Below are 26,259 nucleotides of genomic sequence, written 5' to 3' on the forward strand. Positions count from 1 at the left end.
GACCTGAATCGTCGAGCCTCGGCCCGCTCGGACTGTCGCAGTGAACACGCATTGTTCCAGTTCAGCGGGTTGCCGGGTTGCGCGCGGAGGCTCGCGGGTGTCGGTAGCTGGTGGTTGACTGGGCAGATGCCGGCGCGGTTCCGGCCGGCTTCCATCCCATTCGCCGAGGAGGACGTTCGACAATGCCGACACGTGACGAAGCTTGGCCGCAGGGCACCCCGTGCTGGATCGACTGTCAGGTCGACGACCCCGCCGCCGCCCGTGACTTCTACAGTTCCCTGTTCGGCTGGGACATCCAGGACAGCCCCGCCGAGGCCGGCGGGTATCTGATGGCCACGATCGACGGCAAGGCTGCCGCCGGCATCGGCCCGAAACCCGAGGGCATGCCGATGCCGTCGGCGTGGACCACCTACTTCGCGGCCGACCGCGCCGACGAGATCGCCGAAAAGGTAGGCAAGGCAGGCGGACAGGTGTTCATGCCGCCGTTCGACGTCCTCGATGTGGGCCGCATGTTCATCGGCTCCGATCCGACCGGCGGCGTGTTCGGTGTGTGGGAAGCCAAGGCGCACACCGGCGCCGGGGTCTACAACCAGCACGGCGCCTACTGCTGGAACGAGCTGCACACCTCCGGCTACGACCAGGCGCACGAGTTCTACAACTCCGTATTCGGCTGGCACTACACCGAAATCGGTGACGGCGAGAGCTTCACCTACTCCACGTTCGCGCTCCCCGGCCAGACCGACGGCGTCGGCGGCATGATGGACGCGTCCGCGCTCGGCACCCCGACCTACTGGCTCACCTGGATCCAGGTCGACGACGCCGACGGCACCCTGGCCAAGGCCACCGAGCTGGGCGCCTCGGTGATCATGGGCCCCGACGACAGCCCGTTCGGCCGGATGGGCATTCTGCAGGCGCCGCAGGGCGAGGTCTTCGGTGTCATCGATCCGGCGAAGGCCGTGGGCGAGGTGCCCACCGGCGGAGCCTGACGACGGACTCGGGGCATGCGCCGCGCCATCGCGCGACACGTGCCCCGAGACTCTTGCTTATGGTCTGCCACCGGCGAACCATTGACTGTGCGGTGGCTGCCGTCGCGGGCCGAGGGCGCTGACGCGCCCCTGGTGGACCACGACACGTCGGCCCCTCCGGACGACCAGGAGAACGTCATGTCTGCCATGATCCGCAAGAATTTCGATGACCCAGAGGAAACCCGGCCCTTCGAGCAGGACAAAGGCAGGCTCGATCTGGTCAATCTCGACAGTGGCCCGGTGGGCCGGGCGGTGTTCGAACCCGGCTGGCGATGGTCCGAGCATGTCAAGCCGATCGCCCAGACCGACAGCTGCCAGGCTCCGCACATGGGCTACTGCCTGTCCGGGAAGCTGGCGGTGGTCATGGACGACGGCGAGCAGCAGGAATTCGGCCCCGGCGATCTCATGGTGGTGCCGCCCGGCCACGACGCCTGGGTGGTCGGCGACGAACCCTGCGTGATGCTCGACTGGCAGGGTGTCGCCGACTACGCCAAGCGGTAGTTCCTACGGCGTCACGATCGCGAAGTTCGGGTCCGGCTTGTCGATCAGGCCGGGCAGCTTCGCGAGCACGGTGGCATCGCCGTCGATGACGATGTCACCATCGAGCACGGCCTTCTTCAGATCGCCCCCGCCGGCCAGGCTGCGGATCAGCACCGGCCGGGCGAGGGTGACGGTCGCCTCTGGTGCGGGCAGTTGGTCACCGGGGAACCGGTCGTAGTGGACGAGCACACCGTTGCGCAGCTCGACGCGGTGAATCCGGTTGCCCTCGTCGCTGATCCGCCAATCGGTGGTCATCCGGACCTCCCAGGCCTTCGGGCCATCGATGCGCAGCGACATCGCGTCGAACACCTGATCCACACTCAACGCCGCGGCCAGCGCGGCGGAGTTCGCCGCGGTCGGGGTGCCGAAGGACCCGTGCCGCAGTTCATGGGCGCCGCTGAGGTAGAAGTTGCGCCAGGTGGCGTTCTCCGAGCCGTAGGCCAGCTGTTCGAACGCACTGGCCTGCAAGGCCTTCGCGGTGTCGTTGCCCGGGTCGGCGAAGATCACGTAGTTCACCAGCTGCACCACCCAGCGGAAGTCGGCGGCGTCGTAGGCCCGCTGCGCGTGCTGGAGCACCGCGGCCGCGCCGCCCATCGCCTCGACGTGACGGCGGGCGTTGTCCACCGGCGGATGCTCCCAGAGATGGGCCGGGTTGCCGTCGAACCAGCCCATGTAGCGCTGATAGACGGCCTTCACGTTGTGGCTGACCGAACCGTAGTAGCCCTGCGTCGACCACGATGCGGTGAGCGCGGGCGGCATCGTGATCATCTCGGCGATCTCGGCGCCGACATAGCCCTGGTTCAGCAGCCGCAGCGTCTGATCGTTGAGGTAGGCGTACATGTCGCGCTGGAGGGAGAGGAATTCGACGATGCGGTCGGTGCCCCAGATCGGCCAGTGGTGGGAGGAGAACACCAAGTCCGACCGGCGGCCGTAGCGAGTGATCGAATCGGTGAGGTACTTGGCCCACACGTGCGGATCGCGGACCAGCGCACCGCGCAGGGTGACGATGTTGTGCATGGTGTGCGTCGCGTTCTCGGCCATGCACAGGATGCGGCGGTCGGGGAAGTAGAAGTTCATCTCCGAGGGCGCTTCGGTGCCCGGGGTCAGCTGGAAGACCATCCGCACACCGTCGACGGTCTCTTCTTGATCGGTGCGGACGACGTCGAGGGTGGGCGGGATGAGGCTGATCGTTCCGGTCGATGTGGTCTGCCCGAGACCGGCTCCCACCTGCCCCTTCGGGCCGCGCGGCAAGGCGGCGCCGTACATGTAGGCGGCACGCCGCGCCATCGCGGTGCCGGTGTAGATGTTCTCGGCGACGGCGTGCTCGAGGAAGCCCGACGGCGCGATCACCGGGCAGCGGCCTGCCGCGACGTCCTGCGGCGTGATCACCCCGTAGCTACCGCCGAAGTGATCGACGTGGGAGTGCGAGTAGATCAGACCGGTGACCGGACGATCTCCGCGATGCTTGCGGTAGAGGGCGAGGCCGGCGGCGGCGGTTTCGGCGGAGACGAGCGGGTCGATGACGATCACGCCGGTGTCGCCTTCGATCAGCGTCATGTTCGACAGGTCGAGGCCGCGGATCTGATAGAAGCCCGGCGCGATCTCGTAGAGGCCCTGCTTCACGGTGAGCTGGGCCTGGCGCCACAGGCTCGGATTCACCGACTGCGGACAGGATCCGGCGAGGAAGTCATAGGACTCGGTGTCCCACACCATCTTTCCGGTCGGATCGGTCACCGTGCCGGGTTCGAGGGAGGCGATCCAGCCGCGGTCGGCGTCGGCGAAATCGGCGGTGTCACCGAAGGGCAAGGTGTCGGCCAGGGCGCGGTTGGCGTCCGCGATCGTCTTCGTGGGATCGGTCTGTGTCCTCGACGGCGCGATTCCGGCCGCTTCGTCACCGCAGCCGCTGACGGTCATGCCGACAGCCAGCGCCGCGGCCGCCCCGGCCCCGACGCCGAGCATGCCGCGTCGCGACACTGCGAACCGGTCCGCGTTCGTACCGTCCACCACTGCTACCTCACTCAGGCGATCACTGTCCCGCCATGGTCGGCGGTGCGACGGGCGCCGCTATTGCAGCATAACTGCAATAGCTGAGTTACGGCTGAGCAATCGGCACAGCGGCCAGCTGGATCTCCAGGAGCAGCCGGTCGGCCGGATCGGCCAGGTCGATGCCGAGGACGGCTTCCGCCCGGCGCAACCGGTACCGCAGCGTGTTCGGGTGCACGCGCAGTGCGGCCGCGGCCGCACTCACCTCGCTGTGCGCCCGCAGGTACGCCCGCACCGAAACGCGCAGTTCGGCGGCGTGCTCGCGGTCGTAGTCGTCGAGCGCGGCCAGGCGCGGATCGTGCAGTGGTGGTCGGTCGCGGACGAGTTCGAGGATCTCGGCCAGCAGGACCGCGGTCCGTGCTTCGGCCAGCGTGCTCACCCGGCTCCCCGACGAGGCGGCGGCCGGGCTGTCCAGGACGCGGTCGACCTCTGCGCGGGCGCCCGCGACCGCGGTCAGCCCGGCCACCGGCGCGGCGACCGCGGCCCGCACCACCAGGCCCCGCGCCTGCTCGAGTTGCGCGACCAGGCGGCGCACCCAGGAGCCGACACTGTGTTCGGAGTGGTACGACGGCAACAGCACATAGACCCGGTCGCCGATCGCTTCGGTCACCGAGTCGTCCCGGAAAGCGCTGGCGTGCAATCGGATCAGGCCGCTCGATGCCGCCAGACCGGCGACGGGACCGATCGCCGCGATCCCGATCACCGCGGCGGGACCGGTGGTCGGCAGGTTCAGCGCGGCCGCCACCGACGGCACGTCGACCCCGTCGCCGTGCGCGCCGAACAGCCTGCGCACCAGCAGCGCCTCGGTCGACGGTGCGTCCAGGCCGCGGGCGATGATCCGCGCGGCGACCGCCGAGGCGCCGCGCAGCACCTGTGCCGCGTCGGGTCGCAGCGGCGCATCGCCCTGTTGCAGCCAGATGGTGCCGAGCATGCGCGCAGGTGTGCCGCGCCGGATGCCGACAACGAGTCGGCGGCGGATATCGAGTTCGGGATGTTCGGGCACGTCGACGACCTCGTCGCTGCGCCGCACCCGGTCGAACACGCCCCACTCGCGCAGAATCCGCAGATAGTCGCTGGGGCCCTCCCTGCCGAGGATGGACCGGATGCGCAACTGGTCGGCGGAGGCATCGGAGGCGGAGTAGGCGAGCACGTGCGACTGCGGGTCCTCGATGGACACCATGCCCCCGGTCTCCTTGGCGACCACCTGTGCCAGCCCGAACAGGTCGGTGTCGGGGGCGAGCAGGTCGTGGTCGTCGGCGGCGGCGCGCTGGCCGGGTGAGCGGGCCAGCATCCGGCGCACCAGCGGGAACACCTGATCCCAGCGGGCCTGCCGGTGCAGGTGCACCAGCGCGACGCCCGCCTCGGCGGCCGCGGCGCGCACCGCGGGAGAGTCGTTGGCGCTCTTGGTCATCAGTACGCGGGGCCGCTGGCCGGGATCGCGGGCGGTGATCTCGCGCAGCCACCGCTCGGTGGCGTCGGCGTCGACTCCGACGAGCAGGTACACCTCCGGCAGCGGGCCCTCGGTCTCGAGGTGCTCGGGGAGATCGGCGGGCTCGGCGAGGGCGACCGAGCGGACCGGCACCGACTCCCCCGCCGGCGCGTCGACGAGGGTGGCGACGGTGTGGTCGAGCGCGGCGAGCAGCTCGCCGAGCGTGGTGGCGCCGTCGGGCATCGCGCACCTCCGATTCTTTGGCCGATCAGACAAAGCTTCGAATGGTTCTTCATCCGATCAGACGATTATGACCGCTGCGCAGCGGTGTTGACTACGTCACATCCCGCACCCACCACGACGCAGGAGCCGCCTTCATGGACGCCATCGCGACCACTCCGCCGCCGGTCAACGAGCCGGTCGGCACCTTCGCCCCGGGAACCCCGGAGCGCGCACGCCTGCAGACCGCCCTCACCGACCTGTCCGCGACACCCACCGAGATCCACCACGTGATCGGCGGCCGCCACCTGCGTGGCGACGGTCCGCGTTTCGACGTGGTCCAGCCGCACCGGCACGCCGCCGTGCTCGGCACCCTGCGCGATGCGGGCGCCGCCGAGGCCACCACCGCGGTCGAGGCCGCCACGGCCGCCGCCCCGGCCTGGCGGTCGATGTCGTTCGACGATCGGGCCGCGATCTTCCTGCGGGCCGCCGATCTGCTCGCCGGTCCCTGGCGGGAGAAACTGTCGGCCGCGACCATGCTCGGTCAGTCCAAATCCGCGTATCAGGCCGAGATCGACGCGCCGTGTGAACTCGTCGACTTCTGGCGGTTCAATGTGTCCTTCGCCCGCCAGATTTTCGCCGAGCAGCCGATTTCGGCGCCCGGAGTGTGGAACCGGATGCAGTACCGGTCGCTGGAGGGGTTCGTCTACGCGGTCACGCCGTTCAACTTCACCGCCATCGCGGGCAATCTGCCCACCGCGCCCGCGCTGATGGGCAACACGGTGGTGTGGAAGCCGGCCAGAACGCAGGCCGTCGCCGCCTACCTGACCATGCAGCTGCTCGAGGCCGCCGGTCTGCCGCCCGGGGTGATCAACCTGGTGCACGGACCCGGACCGGAGATCTCGGACGTGGTGCTCGCCGACCCGCGACTGGCCGGAGTCCACTTCACCGGGTCGACGGCCACCTTCCAGCACCTGTGGCGCGAGGTCGCGCAGCGGCTCGACCGGTACCGCACCTATCCACGCCTCGTCGGCGAGACAGGCGGCAAGGATTTCGTCCTGGCGCACCCCTCGGCCGACCCGGCGGTGCTCACCACCGCGCTGCTGCGCGGCGCGTTCGACTATCAGGGGCAGAAGTGCTCGGCGGCCTCGCGCGCGTTCGTCCCGCGCTCGGTGTGGGCGGCGATGTCGGAGGACCTGATCGAGCGGACCGCGGCGCTGCGCTACGGCGACGTCACCGATTTCACGAATTTCGGTGGGGCACTGATCGATCGGCGCGCGTTCGACCGCAATACCGCGGCGCTGGAGCGGGCGAAGGCGACGCAGGGACTGACCGTGGTCGCGGGCGGGCACGCCGACGACAGCGTCGGCTGGTTCGTCGAACCGACCGTCGTCGTCGGTGACGATCCCACCGACGAGATCTTCCACACCGAGTACTTCGGCCCGATCCTGGCCGTGCACGTCTACGACGACAGCACCCCGGCCGGTTTCACCGACGCCATGGACCTGGTCGACCGTGGCAGTGCCTACGGCCTGACCGGCTCGATCATCGCCGAGGACCGCGCCGCGATCACCGCGGCGACCGAGCGGCTCACCTTCGCCGCGGGCAACTTCTACATCAACGACAAACCGTCCGGCGCGGTCGTCGGCCAGCAGCCGTTCGGCGGCGGACGCGCATCCGGCACCAACGACAAGGCGGGCTCGGCGCAGAACCTGCTGCGCTGGACCTCCGCTCGCACCATCAAGGAAACCTTCACCCCGCCCACCGACCACCGCTATCCGCACCAGGCGCCCGAGACGGAGGCCCGCTGATGTCGGCACTGTTGCGCTCGACCATGCTCGCCGCCGCCCGCTCACCGCGGCTGGAACGGACCATCACCCGGCTGCCGGTCAGCCGGGATGTGGTCGCCCGCTTCGTCGCGGGCACCACCGAGGACGACGCGGTGCGCGCGACCGAAACCCTGCTGCGCTCCGGCCGTTTCGTCAGCATCGATTATCTCGGCGAGGACACCACCGACCTGGCAGGAGCGGAAGCCACCGTCGTGCACTACCGCGCGCTGATCGCCGCGCTCGGCCGACTCCCCCAGGCGGACGTCGCGACGGGAGACGTTCGGCCGCTGGAGGTTTCGGTCAAGCTCTCGGCGCTGGGTCAGGCGCTGCCGCGCGACGGGCACGCGATCGCCCGTGAGCACGCCCACCAGATCTGCACCGCCGCCGAGGCCGCGGGCATCTGGGTCACCGTCGACGCCGAGAACCACACCACCACCGACTCGACCCTGGCGATCGTGCGCGACCTGCGCGCCGAGTTCCCCTGGCTGGGTACGGTGCTGCAGGCCTACCTGCGCCGCACCGAGGACGACTGCCGGGCGCTGGCGGGCCCGGGGTCGCGAATCCGGTTGTGCAAGGGCGCCTACGACGAACCCGAGTCGGTGGCCTTCCTGCACCGGGCCGAGGTCGACGCGTCGTATCTGCGCTGCCTGGCGATCCTGACCGCGGGCTCGGGCTATCCGATGATCGCCTCGCACGACCCGGCGGTGATCGCCGCGGCCGGGGTCGCGGTGCAGTCGGCGCAGCGCAAGACCGAGGAATACGAGTACCAGATGCTGTACGGCATCCGCGCCGACGAACAGCAGCGACTCGCCGACGCGGGCAACCACGTTCGCGTCTACGTCCCCTACGGTGACCAGTGGTACGGGTATTTCATGCGCAGACTGGCCGAACGGCCTGCCAATCTCGGGTTCTTCCTGCGCGCGCTCGTCGGCGGGCGCGGGTAACGACCGGCTGTCCATTCGGGCTCTACGGCTGAACAATATTCACTCTCGGCGCCCACGGTCGCGGCGTGGCGGTGTACTCAGATCCGTGCATCGCGATGTGGCGGTGCGCGCCGACGGAAGGAACGCGAATGTCTTTCGCAGAGTTGCGCGCCCAGATGTTGCGCCGCAAACCCCTCGTCGAGGTCGAGGACGAGATTCCGAGCGACGAACGGCTCGCCAAATCGCTCGGCCTGTGGCAGCTCACCGCCATCGGCGTCGGCGGCATCATCGGTGCGGGCATCTTCACCCTGGCCGGGTCGGTCGCCCATTCGGTGACCGGGCCCGCGGTGCTGATCTCGTTCCTGATCGCCGGTGTGGCCAGCGCGGCGGCGGCGCTGTGTTACGCCGAGTTCGCCGGCATGGTGCCCAAGGCGGGCTCGGCCTACACCTACGGCTATGTCTCGCTCGGTGAGCTGGCGGGCTGGTTCATCGGCTGGGATCTGCTGCTGGAATACATCGCGGTCGCGGCGGTGGTCGCCATCGGTGTGTCCGGATACTTCGGGTTCCTGCTCGACCAGGTCGGGCTGACCCTGCCGGAATGGATGCTCGGCGCGCCCGACACCGGTGACGGACGGGTCGTCGATCTGTTCGCGGTGCTGTTCTGCCTCGGCACCGCGTGGGTGCTCTCGCGCGGAATCGCCAGCGTCGGCCGGTTCGAGACGATCGCGGTCGGGATCAAGGTGGCCCTGGTGGTGCTCATCGTGGTGCTCGGGGTGTTCCACATCGACAGCGCCAACTACGACCCGTACTTCCCGTTCGGCGTCGGCGCCGTGTGGACGGGTGCGGCGACGGTGTTCTTCGCGGTGTTCGGCTACGACGCGATGAGTACCGCGGCCGAGGAATCGGTCGACGGGCGCAAGCATCTGCCCAAGGCGATCATCTATTCGCTGGCCATCGCGATGGTGCTCTACGTGCTGGCCACGCTGGTTCTCACCGGCATGCAGAAATACACCGAGATCAGCCCGACCAGCGGCTTCTCCACCGCGTTCGAGTCGGTCGGGATGCCCGGCGTCGCCAATATCATCGCCGTCGGCGCGATCGTCGGCATCATCACCGTGGTGCTCACCTTCATGCTCGGCGTCACCCGGGTGTGGTTCGCGATGAGCCGCGACGGACTGCTGCCGGAGTGGTTCGCCAAGACCCACCCGACCCGCAAGGTGCCGACCAGGGTGACCTGGATCGTCGGTGTCGGCGCGGCGATCCTGGCCGGCGTACTGCCGATCAACACCGTCGCCGAGCTCACCAACATCGGCATCCTGATGGCCTTCATCGTGGTGTGCGTGGCCGTGATCGTGTTGCGGCGCACCAGGCCCGACGCGCCGCGCTCGTTCCGGCTGCCGTTCATGCCCGTCATCCCGCTGATCGGCATCGGGTTCTCGGCCTACCTGATCTACTCGCTGCCGTGGGAGACATGGGTGCGGTTCCTGGCTTGGCTGGTGGTGGGTCTGGTCGTCTACTTCGGCTACTCACGCACGCATTCGGTGATGAACCGGACGGCGCCGCAGCCGAGCGAGTAGGCAGGCCACGGACGGTCTGTGCTGTGATGGGCCGATGAGGTCAGGGCACGAGGTCGAGGCGGCGGACGAGCCGGGGGCGCGTCCGCCGCGGCGGCGCCGCGATCCGGCGAAGACGCGCGAAGCCATCATCGTCGGACTGCTCGCCGCGATCACCGAGGGCGATTTCGCGCCGACGACCCGCGAGATCGCCGCTCGGGCAGGTACTTCCGAGCGCAGCATCTTCGTGCACTTCCCCGACCGCGATGCCCTGCTCCTCGCCGCGACCGAGTACCAGTCCGCCACGGTGGAGGCCTGCCTGGTGACACCCGATCCCGAACTGGCGCTCGCCGAGCGGATCGCGATCGTGGTGCGGCAGAGCGGTGCGATCTTCGATCTCCAGCGCACCCCACGCCTGCCCGGTCTGCAGGAATCGCGGTCGGTCGCGGCGATCGACGCGCGCATGCGCCGCACCGACGAACGCATCCGCGCCGTCCTCGCCGCGCACTTCGCCCCCGAACTCACCCGGCCCGACGGCACCATCGACGACGAACTGCTCGACCTCATCGATGGCACACTCGCCTGGCCGATGCGCCACCACCTGCAGGACCGGCGCGGGCTGTCGGGAGCCCAGGCCTCGGCGGCGCTCGAGCGGGCGTTGCGGCTGCTACTCGCTCAGCGCTGACTCCGGTCGCACCAGCACCCGCTTGAGGATCTTGCCGGTCTCCCCGCGCGGCAGGGCGTTGAGGAACGTCACATCGCGCGGGACCGAGAAACGGCTGAGCCGGTTGCGGATGTAGGTCCGCACCATGTCCGAATCCAGGCCCGCCCCTTCGCGTTTCACCACGAACGCGGCCAGCCGCTGACCGAACTCCCGGTCGGGGACGCCGACGACGGCCACCTCGGTGATCTGCGGCAGGTTCGCCAGGGCTTCCTCGACGGGTCGCGGGAAGACGTTCTCGCCGCCGGAGATGATCATCTCGTCGTCGCGGCCGGCCACGAACAACCGGCCCGCGGCGTCGAGATAGCCGAGGTCGCCGGTGTCGAGCATGCCGTCGGCCTCCTCCGGCGGCGCCGCGTTGACGTAGCCGTCGAAGAGCATGTGATTGGCGACGAAGATGTGCCCGGTGGCGCCGACCGGCACCGGCCGCAGGTCGGGACCGAGCACGGCCACACGGGTGCCCAGCGGCGGTCGGCCCGCGGTGGTCGGCGAGACCCGCAGGTCGGCGGGGGTGGCGACGCTGGCCCAGGAGACCTCGGTCGAGCCGTACACGTTGTAGAGCACGTCGCCGAAGGTGTCGAGGAAGCGCAGCACGGTGGCCCCGGCCAGGGGGGCGCCGCAGCTGACGACGTGCCGCAGGCTCGACAAGTCGAAGCTCGCGCGCACGTCACCCGGCACGTCGAGCAGGCGCTCGACCATGGTCGGGACCACGATCAAGGTGGTGATCCGGTGCTGGGCGATCGCCCGCAGGCAGTCGAGGGCGTCGAAGCCGTCGGTGAGCACCACGGTGGCGCGCAGTGCGGTGCTCAGCTGCAATCCGGCCAGGCCCCAGGTATGGAACAGCGGCGCCGGGATGAGCATGACCTCTTCGACCCGCAGCGGAATCCGCGACAGCAGCGCGGCGATCGTGCCGAAGCCCTTGGCGTGCGGGCGGCGCGCGCCCTTGGGCGAACCACTGGTGCCCGAGGTGAGCACGATCAGTCTGCCGGGATGCGCCGGCACGGGGAAGTCGGTGTTTCCCGACGCGATCAGGCCGTCGACCGTGGTGCGATCCGGGTCCGGCGGCAGATCGTCGGTGGTGTATCGCGGGACGTCGCTGTGCAGGTAGCGGATCAGCGTTTCCAGCGGCCCGTCGACGAAGACCGCGCTGAGCCGGTGCCGCTGCACGATCTCCTCGATCCGCCGCCCGGACAGTCCGGCATTGAGCAGCGCCACGTCGACGCCGAGTTTGCCCGCGGCGACCATGGTTTCGACCATGCCCGCGTGATTACGGGACAGCAGGCCGATCGCGTCACCCGCGCGCAGACCCAGCGCGTGCATCGCTCCGGCGAGCGCGGTGGACCTGGTGTCGACCTCGGCGAAGGTGCGGGTGCCGCGCGAGTCGATCAGCGCGAGCCGATCCGGCGCGTGCGCCGCGCCCGCGGCGTATCCGCCCGCCAGATTGAAGCCCCACTTCGACAGGGAGCGAAGCTGTTTCACCATCGAGATGGGTTCGGGACGCATCAGCCCGGTCGCCGCGATGCTGCGTGCCACCCCGGCGTTGCGCCGGATCATCGAGCGTTCGGCGTTGACCACCACCGAGGATCGGGTGCCCGCGATGACGTCGGCGGTGCGGCGCAGCCCCGCCTTCACCCAGTCGGTGACCGTGGAGTTGCTGCGTTCGCCGAGCAGCGGGTGCACTCTGGCCGCGGCGAACAGGGTGATGTCGAGGCGCGTGCGCTGCTCGTCGCCGCGCAGCCGGACCGAGGCGAAGCTGCCCAGCGCCGGGCTGCGCAGTTCGAAACTCTCGTACCAGCGCCCGATCACGAGGACGAACTCGTGCGTCTCGATCCCCGCGGCGGCCGACCCGACCCGCACCTGCCACACCACCGACCCGTCGGGTCGCTCGACCCGTTCGCAGCTGCCGATGCCGGTGAACATCCGCGGATAGCTCTGCGGATCCAGCAGGACATCCCACAGTGATTGACGCGCGATCGTGAAATCCGCGGTGACATCGATGACGTCGGTGACCAAACTCCGTGCTCTTCCCGTCGGCCTGTTCGACCAGCTCGGTCGGCGGGCAAATATGGGCGCCGCGATCGATACCGTGGCGCGGGTCGTCACGCTACCCGTCCGTGCCGCTCCTCGATCAAGAATCAGACAAAACCGGTGGTTCGGGACCGCTTCAGCCGGAGTTTGGTTGCCGGACACACCTCACGACGTTGCAGATGTGAAACTCTCCAATTGCTTGCACCCCACCCGAGGATGCCGAAGTATTGCTGGCAGTACCGACCCGATCTGCATGAGTCGCCGCGACGAGCGGCGCGACTAGCGAAGAGGTGTGGACATGACAGCGAGCTGGCCAGGTAGTTCGATGAACTCTTTCGATGACATCTTCCAGCGATTCTTCGGCTCAGGAATGTCGGCGAAGCCACCCGTGCAGCGGATCGACCTGGGCAGACTCATGACCGACAACGCCAAATTGCTGATCGGCTCGGCACGCGAGGCCGCCCAGGAATGGGGCAATCCCGAGATCACGCCAGAGCATCTGCTCTACGCCGCCACCGAATCCGAGCCGGGCCGCAGCATCGTGGCCGAGCTCAGCCTGGATCCCGACCAGGTTGCCGAGCAGATGCAGGAGTACCTCGACACCGGTTCGCCCAGCGAAGACGACCTCGCCGACATCACCCTCAGCCCCGGCACCAAGCTGGCGCTGCGCGCCGCCCAACGGCAGGCCGCGCAGTCCGGCAGCAGCTACATCGGTCCCGAGCACGTCCTGCTCGGCATCGCCTCGCTCCCCGACTCCGTGGCGGCCCAGGCGCTGATGGCAGGCATCGCCGCCACCCAGAGCGGCAATACGTCCGGCCCCGCGACCACCGGCGCCCCCGCCAAGCGACAGCAGCAGACCGACACCCCCACGCTGGACGAATACGGCCGCGATCTCACCGCGGAGGCCCGCGAAGGTCTCGTCGACCCGGTCGTCGGGCGGGCGCAGGAGATCGAGCAGACGATCGAGATCCTGTCGCGGCGGCGCAAGAACAACCCCGTGCTGATCGGTGATCCCGGTGTCGGCAAGACCGCGATCGTGGAGGGGCTGGCGCAGCGGATCGTCAACAACGACGTGCCGTCCACTCTCGCCGACCGTCGCGTCATCGCGCTCGATGTCGGCACGCTGGTCGCGGGCAGCAAGTACCGCGGTGAGTTCGAGGAGCGGCTGACCAAGATCCTCGACGAGGTCCGCGCGCACAAGGACGAACTGATCGTCTTCATCGACGAGCTGCACACCATCGTCGGCGCCGGTGGCGGCGGCGAGGGCTCGATGGACGCGGGCAACCTGCTCAAGCCCGCGCTCGCCCGCGGTGAACTGCATGTCGTCGGCGCGACCACGATCGACGAGTACCGCAAGTACATCGAGAAGGATGCCGCGCTGGAGCGCCGGTTCCAGCCGGTGATGGTGTCGGAGCCCTCGGTGGAGGACACCATCGAGATCCTGCGCGGGCTGGCCGATGTCTACGAGGAGCACCATCAGGTGCGCTACTCCGACGAGGCGCTGATCGCGGCGGCCCAGCTCTCCGATCGCTACATCACCGATCGGTTCATGCCCGACAAGGCGATCGATCTGATCGACCAGGCCGGTGCCAGGGTGCGGCTGCGTTCAGGCACACCCGATCCGGAGGCGAGGGCCAAGGACGAGGAGATCGCGCGGCTGTACCGGGAGAAAGACGCCGCGGTCGACAACGAGGACTACGAGAAGGCCACCGCGATCAAGGCCGATATCGCGGCCAAGGAGCAAGAGCTCGAGGAATCCGGCGTGCGGGCAGGCGAGCCCGAGGTCGGGGTCGTCGACATCGCCGAGGTGATCTCCCGGCAGACCGGTATTCCCGTCGCGGATCTCACCGCCGAGGAGAAGCAGCGCCTGCTCCAGCTCGAGGACGTGCTGCACAAGCGGGTGATCGGGCAGGACGAGGCGATCGTCGCGGTCGCCGAGGCGGTGCGCCGCGCCAGGGCCGGACTCAAGGATCCGAATCGGCCGATCGGGTCGTTCCTGTTCCTCGGGCCGACCGGTGTCGGCAAGACCGAACTCGCGAAAGCGTTGGCCGAGGCCGTCTTCGGCGACGAGGACCGGCTCATCCGCTTCGACATGAGCGAGTTCCAGGAGAAGCACACGGTCTCGCGTCTCGTCGGTGCCCCGCCCGGATATGTCGGCTACGACGACGCGGCGCAGCTCACCGACAAGGTGCGCAGGCAGCCGTACTCGGTGATCCTGTTCGACGAGGTCGAGAAGGCGCACCCGGATGTGTTCAACGTGCTGTTGCAGTTGCTCGACGACGGCCGGGTCACCGATTCCAAGGGCCGCACCGTCGATTTCAAGAACACGATCGTCATCATGACCTCCAACATCGGCTCGGACCTGATCTTGAAGGCCCCGGAGGGCGATCTGGAGGCGATCACGCCGCAGCTGATGGAACGGCTGCAGCAGCATTTCCGGCCGGAGTTCCTCAACCGCATCGACGAGACGGTGGTGTTCCACCGGCTCGACAAGTCGCAGCTGGAACGGATCGTGAACCTGATCCTGGACAAGACCCGGCGCATGCTCGCCGCCCAGGACATCGAGCTCGACATCAGCGAGTCGGCGGTGGACTGGCTGGGCGACCGGGGTTTCCAACCGGAGTTCGGCGCCCGTCCGTTGCGGCGCACGGTGCAGAAGGAACTCGACAACAGGATCTCGCGACTGCTGCTCGACGGCGGGCTGGAACCGGGAGCGACGGTGAATGTCGGCACCGCGGACGACGATCTGGTCGTCACCGCCGTCGCGCCGGCTGGTGGCGCCGATACCGATGGCGCCGAACCGAAGTCGCACTCGAAGAAGAAGTCGGGGAAGAAGGGCGAGGACAAGAAGCTCGCCCCGTCGAAGAAGTAGACCCAGACGGCGGTGACCCGGTCCGCGTGGACCGGGCCACCGCCGTGTTCGGGTCAGCCGCCGGTGACCACGCAGGACTCGCCGAACCGGTAGCCCCTGCCGACGCTCACATCGGCGCCGCGGCCGACGCCGCCCTGCAGTGCCGCCAGGCTGTGCGGTCCGCTGCTCGAGGGCACCCAGTCGATGCTGGCGGTGCCGTCGAGCGGGACGACAACGGCCAGCAGCGTGCCGTTGTCGTAGAAGGAGACAGGTTCCATGTCGACGCTGAGCCGGGCCACCAGATGGTGGGTGCAGCCGGTGCCGTAGTTGGTTGCCATCCCGACGCTGAGTCCGGGGTCGACCGTCAATTGCGAGACCGCCGCGGAGGCGGACGGTGAGCCGATCGTCATGGCCAGCAACGCCGTCCCGGTGGCCGCGAAGGCGAAGGCGAATTTCCTGTCACTCATATCTCACGTCCTTGTGCTGCGGGGCCGGCCGAACGCGAGGCCGGCGAGTCGTGCTCAATCCTCGCCCCATCGTGGGGGCGATGGTGGGAGAACACACGAAACGTTTGCTGCTCGCCAGGCCTCGGTCCGGACGGCTATCCCCGCGACCAGAGTGCGGGCGTGTTCGGCGGTGTCCAGTTCGGGTCGTGGACGGTGTGCGCCTGCCTGCAGCTGTAGGTAACGCCCTGGTAGGTGACCTTGTCACCGATCGCGTAGGTGGAGCCCTGCCGCCACGACGTCGTCGCAGGCGCGGTGGTCGTCAGGTGGTGGGTGGTCGTGGTGGGTGGGGTGGTGGCCTTCCGATGTTTGCCGGATGTTGCCGGGACGCGGCACAGTTGGCAACAGGACCTCTTACCGAGAGTAGGGCTTACGGCTCGGCGACGGGGCTGGCGAACGTTGCGCGACTTCCTCGAAATTCGTCCGTTCCTCGGCTCAGGTGAGGATTGCGCACCCCGTCACGGTGCCGCGGGTCAGCGCGGGGTGACCCGGAGCGGCAGGCTCGCGTGCCGCCGGACGAACAGGCTCGGCACCCAGCGCGGCGGTGCGTCGTCGTCCAGGGTGAACCGTTCGGTGCGCTCGAGCAGCAGGGTGATCGCGGCCGTCGCTTCGAGGCGGGCCAGTGCGGATCCGATGCAGAAGTGCGCGCCCGCGCCGAACGCCGCGTGCGCCCGTCCGCGAGGCCGCTCCAGGTCGACGACATCGGGCGCGCCGAACATCGCCGGATCGCGGTTGGCCGCGCCCCACAGCAACAGCAGGTGACTGCCCGCGGGGAGCGCGACGCCGGCCAGCTCGGTATCGGCGACGACGTGCCGGTGATGGCCGCGGAACGGCGACTCCACCCGCAGCGCTTCGTCCAAGAACGCGGGCACCAGCTCGGGACGATCCCGCAGTCGCGACTGGAGGTCGAGGTCGGTCGCCAGCAGGCGGGTCGCCGAGGCGATCAGACCGGCGGTCGACTCACCGCCGGCACCGACCAGCTGCACCACGATCAGCACCGCCTGCTGCTCGTCGATGCGCCCGGCGGCCAAGGCCGCGGCGAGCACATCGATCAGCGCTTCCGGCGAATCCTGCCCGGCCGCACGCTCTTTCGCCGCAACCACCGCCTGGTAGGCGTAGTTGGCCAGTTCGGCGGCCGAGGTGATCAGCGCCGCCATCCTGCCGTCGGCGACGATGCCGCCCAGCATCTCGGTGGAGTCGTACGCCCACGACAGCAGCTGCGGCACATCGGCGCGCGGGAACCCGACGAGTTCGGCGATCAGCGCGAGCGGTAGCCGGTCGGCGATGCCGGTGGCCCAGTCGATCCGGTCACCGTCGAGCTCCTCGGCCCAGAGCTGCTCGGTGAGCGCGGTGACCACGGGCCCCAGGGTGCGAACCCGTTTGGCCAGCGCCGGGCCGACGATGCCGCGATGCGCGGAGTGCACGGCACCGTCGGCGGTGGCCAGCACGTGCACGGCCTGTCCGGTCGAATCGAGGTCGAAGGTCACCGGCGCCGCTCCCGGTTGGGCGACGAGCACCCCGGTCAGATGCGAGGAGAAGTCCGCCGTCCGCGCGGTGGCCTCGGCGACCGCGGCCCACGACGCGACGAGGAAGAAGTCGGTACCCGGCACCCGATGGACCGGCGCGTGTTCACGCAGCGTCCGATACAGGGGGTAGGGGTCGTCGAGCACCGCCGCATCGAAGAGATCGATCGCCCCGAGATCCGTGGTCATCGCCGCCGCCTTTCCTGGTCAGGTTGTCGGCCCTCACCGTGTCCCGGGGCGAACAGGAGGTCAACCGCCGTCTCACCATGAGACCGCCTGCACACCCGGCGCACCGGCGACCCATATCGCGAAAACACGATCTTCCAGCACTGACTCGGGTAGACAATTTCGAGAGAACGTCTCAGCCTGAGACAGCGAAGGAGCTCCCGATGACCGCCGACTGGCTGGCAGGCGGCGACCGCCGCACCGTCGCGATCGACCGGATCGAACGCGCCGCCCTCGCGCTGTTCCTCGAACGCGGCATCGACGACGTCACCGCCGAGGACATCGCCGCCGCCGCAGGCTGCTCCCGCGCGACGATGTACCGCTACGTCGGCGGGAAACCACGCCTGGTCCGCGCCGTCATGGTCAGGGCCGCGGGCACGGTCGTCGCCCGCGTCGAAGCCGCCGTCGACCAGGTGCCCGCGGGCCGTCGCCCGGTCGAGGCGATTCTGGCCGCGGTCGCCGCCCTCCGCGCCGATCCGGTCCTGCGGCAGTGGCTGATCCGGCACCGCTCCCCCGACACCGACGAATTCCTCGCCGAGGCACCCGAACTCGGCCGCATCGCGACCGCACTGACCCGCATCGCCCCCGACGATGCGGCCGCGGCCTGGATCGTGCGGGTCGTGCTCTCGCTGCTCACCTGGCCACTGCCCGATGCCGCGGCCGAACGTCAGCTGGTCGAACGGTTCGTCGGCCCGGCCCTGCGCGCCCGCTGAGCGCGGATCAGGGCATCGGCAGCGGCGGCGTCTTCGGGAACTCGACCGGCAACGCGGCCAGCGACCGGTGGAACGGCCCGGGCCGCCACACCAATTCCTCGGCGGGCACGGCCAGCGTCAGCTCCGGCAGCGCGTCGAGCAATTGGTCGATCGCGTCCTGCACGATCAGATACGCCACCGACTTGGCCGGGCAGCCGTGCGGGCCCGCGCTCCACGCCAGATGCGCCCGGTTGTCGACCACATCGCGCCCGGCGATGGCCGGATCGTTGTTGCAGGCCGACATGCTGATCACGACCGGTTCGTGCGCGGGCAGCCACATCTCGTCTACCAGGATCGGCTGACGCGGATAGGTCATGCAGAAGTTTGCCAGCGGCGGGTCGGTGAAGAGCACCTCGTCGAGCGCGTCGCGGGTCGACAGGCTGCCACCGAGCACATTGCCCGCGAAACGATCGTCGGTGAGCATCAGCCGCAGCGTGTTGACCACCAGGTTCAGCATCGGCTCGATGCCTGCGCCGTAGAGCACCAGCAGCTGGTGCACCATCTCCTCGTCGGTGAGCGCGGCCGGGTGGTGCAGCAGCCGGGTGGCGACGTCGTCGCCCGGCTCGCGCTGCCGCAGCGCGACCAGGTCGGTCAACGCGGAGGCGAGCAGGTTGTTGCCCGCTTCGGCGTCGTCGCCCTCGAAGATCTGCGCCATGCCGGTGGCGACCTGCGTCCCGATCTCCGGCGTGCAGCCCAGCATCGAGTTCAGCGCCTGGAACACCAGCGGAAACGCGTACTGGCTCAACAGGTCCGCCGAGCCGGTCGCGCAGAAGCTGTTGATCAACGGAATCGCGAACTGCTCGATGGTGGCGTGCATCGCGTACAGGTCCACGCCGGCGATACCGGCGACATTGGCCTGCCGGTACCTGGCGTGCTCGGCGCCGGTGGTGCGCAGCGCGGCCGGCCGGAACTGCAGCATCGGCAGCACCGGGCAGTCCTGCGGGATGGTGCGCTGCCACGTCCGCGGATCGGCCGGGAAGTGCTCGGGATCGTTGAGGATCCGCACCGCCGTGTGATATCCGATCACCAGCGTCGCGCGGATTCCCGGCGACAACTCGACCGGCACCACCGAACCGAACCGGCGCCGCATCTCCCGGTAGGCCGCCTGGGGATCGGCGGCGAACTCGGGCGCGTACATCGGCACCCGCTCGTCGGCCGAGAGGTCCACCGTCATGACGCGTTGGCTTCCTGCCTGCGGAACAGGTACTCCGCCAACGTGATCAGCGCACGCATGCCGTGGTCGCGGCGGCGCGCGTCGACGGCGACCACCGGCGTGTCCGGCGCCAGGTCGAGCGCCTCACGCACTTCCTCGAGCGGGTAGCGCCGGAAGCCCTCGAACTCGTTGACCGCCACCGCATACGGCACACCGCGCTGTTCCAGCGCCGAGAGCACGTCGTCGGCCTTCTCGATGCGCCGGGTGTCGACGAGCACGAGCGCGCCCAGCGCGCCACGGGCCAGCTCCTCCCACAGGGGGGCGAAGCGTTCCTGGCCGGGCGTGCCGAAAAGGTACAGCGCCAGTTGCGGATTCAGGGTGATCCGGCCGAAATCCAGTGCGACGGTGGTCTGCACCTTGGTGCCGAGCCCGGCCATGTCGTCGACGCCGATGCTCGCCTCGGTGATCGTCTCCTCGGTGCGCAGCGGCCTGATCTCCGAGACGCCGCACACGAACGTCGTCTTGCCGACGCCGAAATTGCCTGCGACCAGGATCTTCACCGACCGCGTCACGGTCTCCGCGACGTAGTCGACCTCACCCCGCGATGGCACGGAGACCATGCAGCACCTCCTTGATCAACGCGAGCTCCGGCTTCACTTCGGCCGGAGTCGGGCACTGTAGATGTCCGCTGTCGAGCAGATCGGACACGATGATCTTCACGACCGACGCGGGCAGGTCCAGATACGCCGACAGCTCGGCGATGGACAGCGCGCCGCGGCGACTGGTGAGCGCGAGTACCCGGCGCTCGTCGGGCCGGTGATCGGGCCGCGCGTCGGCGGCGGCGCGGACCAGGGTCACCAGATCCAGTTCATGCGCGGCCCGGACCCGGCCGCCGGTACGCACATACGACCTGACCAGGTCGGGATCGCGCCTGCCGCGACTCATTACCTGCCACCGTGGCGCGGCGCGCTGCCGATCTCGTGGCCGACGCGCGAGGCCAGTTCGTTCATCCGGTGCGCCACCAGCGCGACGTCGACGTCGGCGGTGGTGGCGACGCCTAGGAGCGCACCGACACCGGCCGCGGTGATCATGATCATGCCCTCGTCGTACTCGGTCATGTTCTGGCGCACGGCATTCGACGATCCGCCGCAGAACTCGCCGAGCGCCTTGCCGAGCGAGCGCAGGCCGGAGGCGGCCGCGGCGAAGCGTTCGGCGTCGTCCTTGGCCACGCCACGGGAGTGGGCGATCCGCAGTCCGTCATCGGACAGCAGCACCGCGAAGCGGACGCCGGGGATCTCCAGATCCTCGAGCAGCCACGCAAGGCGGTTCGTGCTATCGGCTACCGGTGTGCTCATCGGCTGTTCCTTCCGTGGTTCGCTCGGCCGCAGCGAGGCGACCGCTGCGGGAACCGCTGTGCCAGGCAGCGGCGAGGTCGGGGCGAGCATGCCCCGATTCGGTGGGCACCCCCGCCGAATCCGGCGCGACCGGCCTGCGGCGGCGCTTGGGCAATCCCCCACTGGTGATCTCGTGCACTTCGGCGCGGGGCCCGTCGGCCTCGACCGGCACCGGTACCGGAACATGCGCAGGCGCGGCCAGTTCCGGCTCCGGCAACCGCGGCGCGGCACCGCTGACCAGCAGTGCCGAGGGCACATAGACCATGGCCCGCATACCGCCGAAGATGTTGGGACCGTCGACGTGGACGGAGAACCCGTAGCGCCGCGCCAGCGCCGCGATGCCGGGGAACCCGACCTTCGGCGCCGGTCCGAGATCGTGGATGTCGACCGCGCGTTCACCGCTGAGCACCTGGCGCGCGTCCTCGAGCTGCTCCGGGCTCATCCGCATGCCCGCGTCATCGATGATGACGGTGACGCCGTGATGCCCCTCCTGGAAGCCGATCTCGACGAACGACGACGGCGGCGAATAGCGCAGCGCGTTGTCGAGCAGCGTGGCCAGGGTGTGCACGAGCGGTTCCACCGCGCGGCTGATCACGACCCGATCGGACTGCCCCGACCGCACGCGCAGGAATTCCCTGACCCGCCCGGTGGCGCCGCCCGCCACATCGGTGAGCGACTGCTGCGGCCAGCGGCGGCCCGGCAGACCACCGGAGACGATCACATAGGACTGCGCCTGCCGGATCATCTGCTGCACGGTGTGGTCGATCCTGGTCAGCGTCTCGTAGATGGCGTCGTCGCGATGCTCACGCAGCGCGGCACTCACGACCTGCCCGAGGTCGGTGCCGAGGCTGACCACCGAGGTGCCGAACGAGCGCACCGCGGCGCTGGTGGCGGCCCGCGAGGACGCCGACAGCTCGGCCTGCGCCTCGTCTTTGGCGGCCATGACCTCGTTGAGCCTGCGCTGCTCGCCGTAGCGTTCGACCATCGCCCTGGTCTCCTCGGAGACCACACGCAGATCCTCGGCGTGACCGGTGGCGATCATCTGCAACACCTGGCCGACCTGCGCATGCTGCAGTTCCACGGGCAGATCGACAGCCACCACGGGGATTTCGTGCCTGCGCACCGCGTCGGTGATCGAGGGCAGCGTCGTCTGCGCCAGCTGGATCAGCCCGTTCTCCAACGCGACACGCTCACGGATGGCGGCGTCGGCGCGCAGTCGCTGCTGGCGCTCGTTGCGCATGGCAAAGACCGTCACGGCCAGCGCGAGCAGCAACAGCGGCGCTCCGATGACGAGTAACAGCACCGCAATTCCTGAGTTCATCAGATCTTTCGTCGTCGTCGACCACACCACGCCCTGGCCGGTGGGCCCTCACCGGCCGGCCCGGGAGGCATTCGCCAGGCAAGCCTCGCTGCCGGCGACCCGCACACAGTAGCAGTACCATGATCGATTGCGATGTGGATCATTGTGTCCGCCTACAGAATTCCCCTCCACGCTCCTGGGCAGGTGATCTATTCTGGTTTGCTATGCCCTGGTCCGGTCGAGGCGGAACCTCGGGTACCGGATACCATCCCCGGGTGGCGAAACTGAAGCTCTCCGTCGATGTCCCCGTCCCGCCGGACCAGGCGTGGGCCCACGCTTCCGACCTGCCGGCGCTCGGCGACTGGCTGACCATTCACGAGGCGTGGCGCGGCACCCTGCCCGAGGACCTCACCTCCGGCACCGTCCTCGTCGGCATCGCCCGTGTGAAGGGCTTTCGCAACAAGGTCACCTGGACCGTGCGCACCGCCGAACCGCCGCGGCGCCTTGCGCTGACCGGTACGGGCATCGGCGGCACCAAGTTCGGTCTCGGCCTGCTGGTCGAACCGGCGGGCAGCGGGTCCAAGGTCGGTGTCGACATCGATCTGGGCGGTGCGCCGCTGTTCGGCCCGATCGGTTCGGCGGTCGCGAAGGCGCTGCGCGGCGATATCGAACGGTCGCTCGAAGCCTTCGTCAAGCTCTACGGCTGAGTCGCGACCCGAAAGCCCGGGCGGAACACCAGGTTCCGTCCGGGCTTTCGCTGCGGGAGGGGTCAGACCAGCGCGACGGCTTCGGCGTCGACCGGCGCCTCGGGCTTGCTCCGCGGCAGGAAGAACGCCGGGATCAGTGTCAGCGCCGCGAGAATCACGGTGACCCAATAGGTATTGCTGAACGCCTCGGCGGCCAGTTCCAGACCCTGCTCGATCACCGACGGCGGCACCTGCGCGGCGATGTCCGGTTGGGCGTTCGAGGCGATGCCGATCTTGGCCTCGGGGTGGTCGTTGAGCTGGGCGGCCAGCACGACCGACATCGTCGCCGTGCCGATCGAGGCCGCGGTCTGGTTGATGATGTTCATCAAGGTCGAACCGCGCGCGACCTGGGCGTGCGAGAGCGTCTGGATGGCGGCGGTCATCACCGGCATCATGGTGCAGCCCATGCCCAGACCCATCACGAACAGCGCGGCGCCGATCATCAGGTAGGACGTGTCGGCGTGCAGCTGGGTGAACCCGGCCAGGCCGATGGTGATGAAGGTGATGCCGAACATGACGATCTTGCCCGGCCCGATCTTGTCGACCAGGAAGCCCGCGATCGGCATCGTCAGCATGGCGCCGATACCCTGTGGCGCCATGAGCAGGCCGGAATCGAAGGCCGTCTCACCGCGCACCTGCTGCAGGTAGTTCGGCAGCAGGAAGCCCGCGCCGAAGAACGCCGTCGCGAACAGCGACATGGTCAGCACCGAGAAGCGCAGCGACGGATTGCGGAACAGGCGCAGGTCGATCAGCGGATGCTCGGTGCGCAGCGCGTGGAACACGAACGCCACCAGCAGCACAGCTCCGATGATCGCCGGGATGAGCACGCGCGCGGCGAGCACCGTGCCCTTCTCCGGAATGGAGGAGACACCGAACAGGAACAGCGCCAGGCCGGGTGAAGCCAGCAGCATGCCGAGGAAGTCGAACGACTCCGAGGGCTTGGGCTTGTCGGGCGCGAACACGATGTAGGCCAGGATCAGGGCGACCACACCCAGCGGCAGGTTGATCAGGAAGATCCAGTGCCAGCTGAACGAGTCGATGAGCCAGCCGCCGAGGATGGGGCCGCAGATCGGGCCGAGCAGCATCGGCACACCGAGCACCGCCATCACGCGGCCGATCCGCTGCGGGCCCGCGGCGTGGGTCATGATCGTCATGCCCAGCGGCATGAGCATGCCGCCGCCGATGCCCTGGATGACGCGGAACGCCACCAGCGATTCGATACTCCACGCCATCGAACACAGCACCGACCCGATGATGAAGAAGGTCAGCGCCGCCATATAGAGGCGTTTGGTGCCGAAGCGGTCGGCCGCCCACCCCGTCATCGGGATGACCGAGGCCAGCGCGAGGGTGTAGCCGGTCATGGTCCAGGCGACGACCTCGACGGAGGCCTGGAAGTCCGCCATGAATGTCGGAATCGCGACGGTGACCACGGTGATGTCGAGGATCGACATCACGGCACCGAGGACGACTACGCCTGCCACTTTGAGTACGGCGGCATCCAGCTTGTCGGAGGTGGGATCGGCGGCGGCGCCGATATCCGGAGGTTTCGTCACCGCTTGAGCCTGGCATCTTTCGCGGGCGAAGACCAGCGAAATTTATTGTTCGTAATCGGCGGCCCGCAGTGCCGCCGCCGTCGAATCGGGCGAAGCGGGCAGAAGCGGCAACCGGACCGCCGCACTGGGGATCTGCCCGCGTTCGGCCAGCACCGCTTTGATCACCGTCGGGTTGGGTTCGGCGAACAGCGCGGCGCCGAGCGCGTCGAGGCGATGACCGATCTCGCGGCCCCGCGCCGCGTCACCGGCGAGCCAGGCGGTAACCAGCTCGGCATACTCCGCGGGCGCGACATTGGCCGCCGCGAGAATGCCGCCCCGCGCGCCGAGCGCGAGCAGGGCCGAGGCGAAGCGGTCGTCGCCGCACAGCACCGTCGTGCTGGATCCGGCGCGTGCCAGCAGTTCGACACTGGCCGCGTCGACACCGCCTACCGAGTGTTTGAAACCGGCGATGTTCGGAATGTTCGCGAGCCGCACCAGCGTCTCGCCGCTGAGCGGGCGCGCGGTGCGGTAGGGCACGTCGTAGACGTAGAGCGGGGCCCGGCTGGCCGCCGCCAGCGCGGTAAAGTGCGCGACGACGCCCTCCTCACTCGGGCGCACGTAGTACGGCACCACGGCGAGCACACCCGCGACCTGGTGCCGCAATTCGCCGACAGCCCTGACCGATTCCGCGGTCGCATTGCCGCCCGCGCAGACGATCAGCGGCGCGTTCCGTTCGGCGCACACGGCGGCGCAGAGGTCCAGGACGCGGTCCCGTTCATCGGCGGTCAGCGCCGAGGGCTCGGCGGTGGTGCCCAACGCGACGAGTCCGGTCGCGCCCGCGTCGAGGACGCTGTGCGCGTGCCGCTCCAGGGCAGCGGGCGCGACGGCGCCGTCGTGGGTGAACGGCGTGATCATGGGGACGAACAAACCCTGCAGCGCTGTCATGGTTCCTATGGTCGAGCCGCCGACACATCAGGTCCAGTTCACATTCATGATGTCGAACGTAAGCTGAACTGATGCTGGATGTTCGCAAGCTCCGCCTCCTGCGCGAACTCGCTCACCGCGGCACCATCGCCGCGGTCGCCGACGCGCTCAGCTACACGCCGTCGGCCGTGTCGCAACAGCTCACCGCGCTCGAACGCGAGGCGGGCGTGCCCCTGCTGGAACGCACGGGTCGCCGCGTCGCTCTCACGCCGGCCGCGCACCTGCTCGTCGGCCACACCGAAACGATCCTCGCGGCCCTCGAACGCGCCGATGCCGAATTGGCAGTCGCCCGAGACGAACTCGTCGGAACCCTGCGCATCGGCGCCTTCCCCACCGCCGCCCGCGCGCTCCTGTCCCCCGCCCTGGTCGCCCTGAGCACCGACCACTCCCGCCTCGAACTCACGGTCACCGAGATCGACCCGGCCGAGGTCCCCGACGCCCTGCGCGCGGGCGCCCTCGACATCGCCCTCACCCACGACTACGACCTGGTCCCCGCCACCCCCGATCCCGCCATCCACACCGAGCGCCTGCACACCGAAACCGTCTACCTCGCCACCCGAAACCCGCTGCCGGACACCGAACCTCTCCGCGCCCAGCGCGAATCCCCGTGGATCGCAGGCACACCCGGCACCCTTTGCCACACCGTCGCCCTCCGCGCCTGCCAGGCAGCGGGTTTCACGCCCCGCATCCGCCACCACGCCGACGACTTCGACACGGTCCTTGCCTTGGTCGCCGCAGGCGCGGGCACTGCGATAGTCCCCGCTCTCGCCCTGCACACCCCACCCGACGATGTCGCCCTGACACCTCTGTCGACCCGCCGCCACACCCACCTCGCCTACCGCAGCGGCACGGCCGCCCACCCCGCCATCGCCGCCGCACGCACCGCTCTACGCTCGGCAGCCCGAGCAGCGGAACACAATTCGTGGAGCGACACGAATTCGGACCATTAGATCCGCCCGGCCCGAAGCCACCTGCGGCCGGCCGCG

Annotated in this window: 23 protein-coding genes; 10 read left to right on the forward strand and 13 right to left on the reverse strand. The window is 69.2% G+C overall.

What is annotated here, in order from left to right; genetic code table 11:
- Positions 1–182: 182 nt before the first annotated feature.
- Positions 183–986 carry a VOC family protein gene (locus tag IEY60_RS27255; protein ID WP_189033358.1) on the forward strand — a complete coding sequence of 268 codons (804 nt, stop codon included), beginning with the start codon at positions 183–185 and terminating at the stop codon, positions 984–986.
- 177 nt (positions 987–1,163) lie between these two features.
- Positions 1,164–1,526: a cupin domain-containing protein gene (locus IEY60_RS27260; RefSeq protein ID WP_189033359.1), complete on the forward strand. Its 363-nt coding sequence runs from the start codon at positions 1,164–1,166 to the stop codon at positions 1,524–1,526.
- A 3-nt stretch (positions 1,527–1,529) separates the two neighbouring features.
- Here the strand turns inward: IEY60_RS27260 and IEY60_RS27265 are convergent, their stop codons facing one another.
- Both IEY60_RS27265 and IEY60_RS27270 read right to left on the reverse strand, forming a co-directional pair.
- A complete protein-coding gene (locus tag IEY60_RS27265; RefSeq protein WP_189033529.1) occupies positions 1,530–3,479 on the reverse strand; it encodes an alkyl/aryl-sulfatase in 1,950 nt (649 codons plus the stop codon).
- A gap of 178 nt (positions 3,480–3,657) precedes the next feature.
- The gene (locus tag IEY60_RS27270; protein WP_189033360.1) at positions 3,658–5,280 is read right to left on the reverse strand and encodes a PucR family transcriptional regulator; all 1,623 of its coding nucleotides are present in this window, start codon (positions 5,278–5,280) and stop codon (positions 3,658–3,660) included.
- Between the two features lie 134 nt (positions 5,281–5,414).
- Between IEY60_RS27270 and pruA the strand changes: the two genes are divergently transcribed.
- The 4 genes from pruA to IEY60_RS27290 all read left to right on the forward strand — a co-directional run bounded on the left by pruA (position 5,415) and on the right by IEY60_RS27290 (position 10,246).
- Positions 5,415–7,067 carry an L-glutamate gamma-semialdehyde dehydrogenase gene (gene pruA / locus IEY60_RS27275; protein ID WP_189033361.1) on the forward strand — a complete coding sequence of 551 codons (1,653 nt, stop codon included), beginning with the start codon at positions 5,415–5,417 and terminating at the stop codon, positions 7,065–7,067.
- A complete protein-coding gene (locus tag IEY60_RS27280) occupies positions 7,067–8,029 on the forward strand; it encodes a proline dehydrogenase family protein (protein WP_189033362.1) in 963 nt (320 codons plus the stop codon). Before pruA ends, IEY60_RS27280 begins: the two co-directional genes overlap by 1 nt.
- A 128-nt stretch (positions 8,030–8,157) precedes the next feature.
- Complete coding sequence (locus IEY60_RS27285) at positions 8,158–9,585, forward strand: amino acid permease (RefSeq protein WP_189033363.1); 1,428 nt, start codon at positions 8,158–8,160, stop codon at positions 9,583–9,585.
- Positions 9,586–9,619: 34 nt separating this feature from the next.
- A complete protein-coding gene (locus IEY60_RS27290; protein WP_189033364.1) occupies positions 9,620–10,246 on the forward strand; it encodes a TetR/AcrR family transcriptional regulator in 627 nt (208 codons plus the stop codon).
- Here the strand turns inward: IEY60_RS27290 and IEY60_RS27295 are convergent.
- On the reverse strand, positions 10,229–12,295 hold the full coding sequence (locus tag IEY60_RS27295; protein ID WP_189033365.1) for an AMP-binding protein: 2,067 nt from the start codon (positions 12,293–12,295) through the stop codon (positions 10,229–10,231). The genes IEY60_RS27290 and IEY60_RS27295 overlap by 18 nt on opposite strands.
- A 313-nt stretch (positions 12,296–12,608) precedes the next feature.
- Here IEY60_RS27295 and IEY60_RS27300 point away from each other — a divergent pair, with 313 nt between their 5' ends.
- A complete protein-coding gene (locus IEY60_RS27300) occupies positions 12,609–15,182 on the forward strand; it encodes an ATP-dependent Clp protease ATP-binding subunit (RefSeq protein WP_189033366.1) in 2,574 nt (857 codons plus the stop codon).
- Positions 15,183–15,235: 53 nt separating this feature from the next.
- Here IEY60_RS27300 and IEY60_RS27305 read toward each other — a convergent pair whose 3' ends face one another.
- From IEY60_RS27305 to IEY60_RS27310, 3 genes are all read right to left on the reverse strand, one after another.
- The gene (locus IEY60_RS27305) at positions 15,236–15,628 is read right to left on the reverse strand and encodes an Ig-like domain repeat protein (protein WP_189033367.1); all 393 of its coding nucleotides are present in this window, start codon (positions 15,626–15,628) and stop codon (positions 15,236–15,238) included.
- Positions 15,629–15,762: 134 nt separating this feature from the next.
- Positions 15,763–16,083 carry a carbohydrate-binding protein gene (locus IEY60_RS36580; RefSeq protein ID WP_373291774.1) on the reverse strand — a complete coding sequence of 107 codons (321 nt, stop codon included), beginning with the start codon at positions 16,081–16,083 and terminating at the stop codon, positions 15,763–15,765.
- A gap of 54 nt (positions 16,084–16,137) precedes the next feature.
- Positions 16,138–17,376 carry a cytochrome P450 gene (locus IEY60_RS27310; protein WP_189033368.1) on the reverse strand — a complete coding sequence of 413 codons (1,239 nt, stop codon included), beginning with the start codon at positions 17,374–17,376 and terminating at the stop codon, positions 16,138–16,140.
- Positions 17,377–17,576: 200 nt separating this feature from the next.
- Here IEY60_RS27310 and IEY60_RS27315 point away from each other — a divergent pair, with 200 nt between their 5' ends.
- Entirely contained in the window at positions 17,577–18,125 is a 549-nt protein-coding gene (locus IEY60_RS27315) for a TetR/AcrR family transcriptional regulator (RefSeq protein WP_189033369.1), read from the forward strand.
- Positions 18,126–18,132: 7 nt separating this feature from the next.
- Here the strand turns inward: IEY60_RS27315 and IEY60_RS27320 are convergent, their stop codons facing one another.
- The 5 genes from IEY60_RS27320 to IEY60_RS27340 are packed head-to-tail and all read right to left on the reverse strand — an operon-like array spanning position 18,133 to position 22,032.
- Positions 18,133–19,338 (reverse strand): cytochrome P450 family protein, encoded by a 1,206-nt coding sequence (locus IEY60_RS27320; protein WP_189033370.1) that lies wholly within the window; start codon positions 19,336–19,338, stop codon positions 18,133–18,135.
- On the reverse strand, positions 19,335–19,937 hold the full coding sequence (locus IEY60_RS27325; RefSeq protein WP_189033371.1) for a GTP-binding protein: 603 nt from the start codon (positions 19,935–19,937) through the stop codon (positions 19,335–19,337). The genes IEY60_RS27320 and IEY60_RS27325 overlap by 4 nt, the downstream gene beginning before the upstream one ends.
- Positions 19,912–20,262, reverse strand: coding sequence for a DUF742 domain-containing protein (locus IEY60_RS27330; protein ID WP_189033372.1), 351 nt, complete (start codon positions 20,260–20,262; stop codon positions 19,912–19,914). Before IEY60_RS27330 ends, IEY60_RS27325 begins: the two co-directional genes overlap by 26 nt.
- Positions 20,262–20,672 (reverse strand): roadblock/LC7 domain-containing protein, encoded by a 411-nt coding sequence (locus tag IEY60_RS27335; protein ID WP_189033373.1) that lies wholly within the window; start codon positions 20,670–20,672, stop codon positions 20,262–20,264. The genes IEY60_RS27330 and IEY60_RS27335 overlap by 1 nt, the downstream gene beginning before the upstream one ends.
- Positions 20,650–22,032: an ATP-binding protein gene (locus tag IEY60_RS27340; RefSeq protein ID WP_189033374.1), complete on the reverse strand. Its 1,383-nt coding sequence runs from the start codon at positions 22,030–22,032 to the stop codon at positions 20,650–20,652. Before IEY60_RS27340 ends, IEY60_RS27335 begins: the two co-directional genes overlap by 23 nt.
- A gap of 254 nt (positions 22,033–22,286) precedes the next feature.
- Between IEY60_RS27340 and IEY60_RS27345 the strand changes: the two genes are divergently transcribed.
- Positions 22,287–22,718 (forward strand): type II toxin-antitoxin system Rv0910 family toxin, encoded by a 432-nt coding sequence (locus tag IEY60_RS27345; protein WP_189033375.1) that lies wholly within the window; start codon positions 22,287–22,289, stop codon positions 22,716–22,718.
- Positions 22,719–22,780: 62 nt separating this feature from the next.
- Here IEY60_RS27345 and IEY60_RS27350 read toward each other — a convergent pair whose 3' ends face one another.
- Both IEY60_RS27350 and dapA read right to left on the reverse strand, forming a co-directional pair.
- Positions 22,781–24,310: a DHA2 family efflux MFS transporter permease subunit gene (locus tag IEY60_RS27350; protein ID WP_189033376.1), complete on the reverse strand. Its 1,530-nt coding sequence runs from the start codon at positions 24,308–24,310 to the stop codon at positions 22,781–22,783.
- A 42-nt stretch (positions 24,311–24,352) separates the two neighbouring features.
- Positions 24,353–25,234, reverse strand: a complete 882-nt coding sequence (gene dapA, locus IEY60_RS27355) for a 4-hydroxy-tetrahydrodipicolinate synthase (protein ID WP_189033377.1) — start codon at positions 25,232–25,234, stop codon at positions 24,353–24,355.
- Positions 25,235–25,305: 71 nt separating this feature from the next.
- On the opposite strand from dapA, the gene IEY60_RS27360 reads away from it, so the two are divergent.
- Complete coding sequence (locus IEY60_RS27360; protein WP_189033378.1) at positions 25,306–26,223, forward strand: LysR family transcriptional regulator; 918 nt, start codon at positions 25,306–25,308, stop codon at positions 26,221–26,223.
- Positions 26,224–26,259 lie beyond the last annotated feature (36 nt).

This window comes from Nocardia rhizosphaerihabitans (genome assembly GCF_014646295.1).
GTDB lineage: Bacteria > Actinomycetota > Actinomycetes > Mycobacteriales > Mycobacteriaceae > Nocardia > Nocardia rhizosphaerihabitans.

What these genes read in the sequence shown, in the direction of transcription:
- IEY60_RS27290 (WP_189033364.1), top strand. Translation starts at nt 9,620, where the DNA reads ATGAGGTCAGGGCACGAGGTCGAGGCGGCGGACGAGCCGGGGGCGCGT.
- dapA (WP_189033377.1), bottom strand. Translation starts at nt 25,234, where the DNA reads ATGACAGCGCTGCAGGGTTTGTTCGTCCCCATGATCACGCCGTTCACC.
- IEY60_RS27300 (WP_189033366.1), top strand. Translation starts at nt 12,609, where the DNA reads ATGACAGCGAGCTGGCCAGGTAGTTCGATGAACTCTTTCGATGACATC.
- IEY60_RS27330 (WP_189033372.1), bottom strand. Translation starts at nt 20,262, where the DNA reads ATGAGTCGCGGCAGGCGCGATCCCGACCTGGTCAGGTCGTATGTGCGT.
- IEY60_RS27270 (WP_189033360.1), bottom strand. Translation starts at nt 5,280, where the DNA reads ATGCCCGACGGCGCCACCACGCTCGGCGAGCTGCTCGCCGCGCTCGAC.
- IEY60_RS27265 (WP_189033529.1), bottom strand. Translation starts at nt 3,479, where the DNA reads ATGACCGTCAGCGGCTGCGGTGACGAAGCGGCCGGAATCGCGCCGTCG.
- IEY60_RS27360 (WP_189033378.1), top strand. Translation starts at nt 25,306, where the DNA reads ATGCTGGATGTTCGCAAGCTCCGCCTCCTGCGCGAACTCGCTCACCGC.
- IEY60_RS27335 (WP_189033373.1), bottom strand. Translation starts at nt 20,672, where the DNA reads ATGAGCACACCGGTAGCCGATAGCACGAACCGCCTTGCGTGGCTGCTC.
- IEY60_RS27310 (WP_189033368.1), bottom strand. Translation starts at nt 17,376, where the DNA reads ATGACCACGGATCTCGGGGCGATCGATCTCTTCGATGCGGCGGTGCTC.
- IEY60_RS27285 (WP_189033363.1), top strand. Translation starts at nt 8,158, where the DNA reads ATGTCTTTCGCAGAGTTGCGCGCCCAGATGTTGCGCCGCAAACCCCTC.
- IEY60_RS27260 (WP_189033359.1), top strand. Translation starts at nt 1,164, where the DNA reads ATGTCTGCCATGATCCGCAAGAATTTCGATGACCCAGAGGAAACCCGG.
- pruA (WP_189033361.1), top strand. Translation starts at nt 5,415, where the DNA reads ATGGACGCCATCGCGACCACTCCGCCGCCGGTCAACGAGCCGGTCGGC.
- IEY60_RS27315 (WP_189033369.1), top strand. Translation starts at nt 17,577, where the DNA reads ATGACCGCCGACTGGCTGGCAGGCGGCGACCGCCGCACCGTCGCGATC.
- IEY60_RS27280 (WP_189033362.1), top strand. Translation starts at nt 7,067, where the DNA reads ATGTCGGCACTGTTGCGCTCGACCATGCTCGCCGCCGCCCGCTCACCG.
- IEY60_RS27325 (WP_189033371.1), bottom strand. Translation starts at nt 19,937, where the DNA reads ATGGTCTCCGTGCCATCGCGGGGTGAGGTCGACTACGTCGCGGAGACC.
- IEY60_RS27340 (WP_189033374.1), bottom strand. Translation starts at nt 22,032, where the DNA reads ATGAACTCAGGAATTGCGGTGCTGTTACTCGTCATCGGAGCGCCGCTG.
- IEY60_RS27305 (WP_189033367.1), bottom strand. Translation starts at nt 15,628, where the DNA reads ATGAGTGACAGGAAATTCGCCTTCGCCTTCGCGGCCACCGGGACGGCG.
- IEY60_RS27320 (WP_189033370.1), bottom strand. Translation starts at nt 19,338, where the DNA reads ATGACGGTGGACCTCTCGGCCGACGAGCGGGTGCCGATGTACGCGCCC.
- IEY60_RS27255 (WP_189033358.1), top strand. Translation starts at nt 183, where the DNA reads ATGCCGACACGTGACGAAGCTTGGCCGCAGGGCACCCCGTGCTGGATC.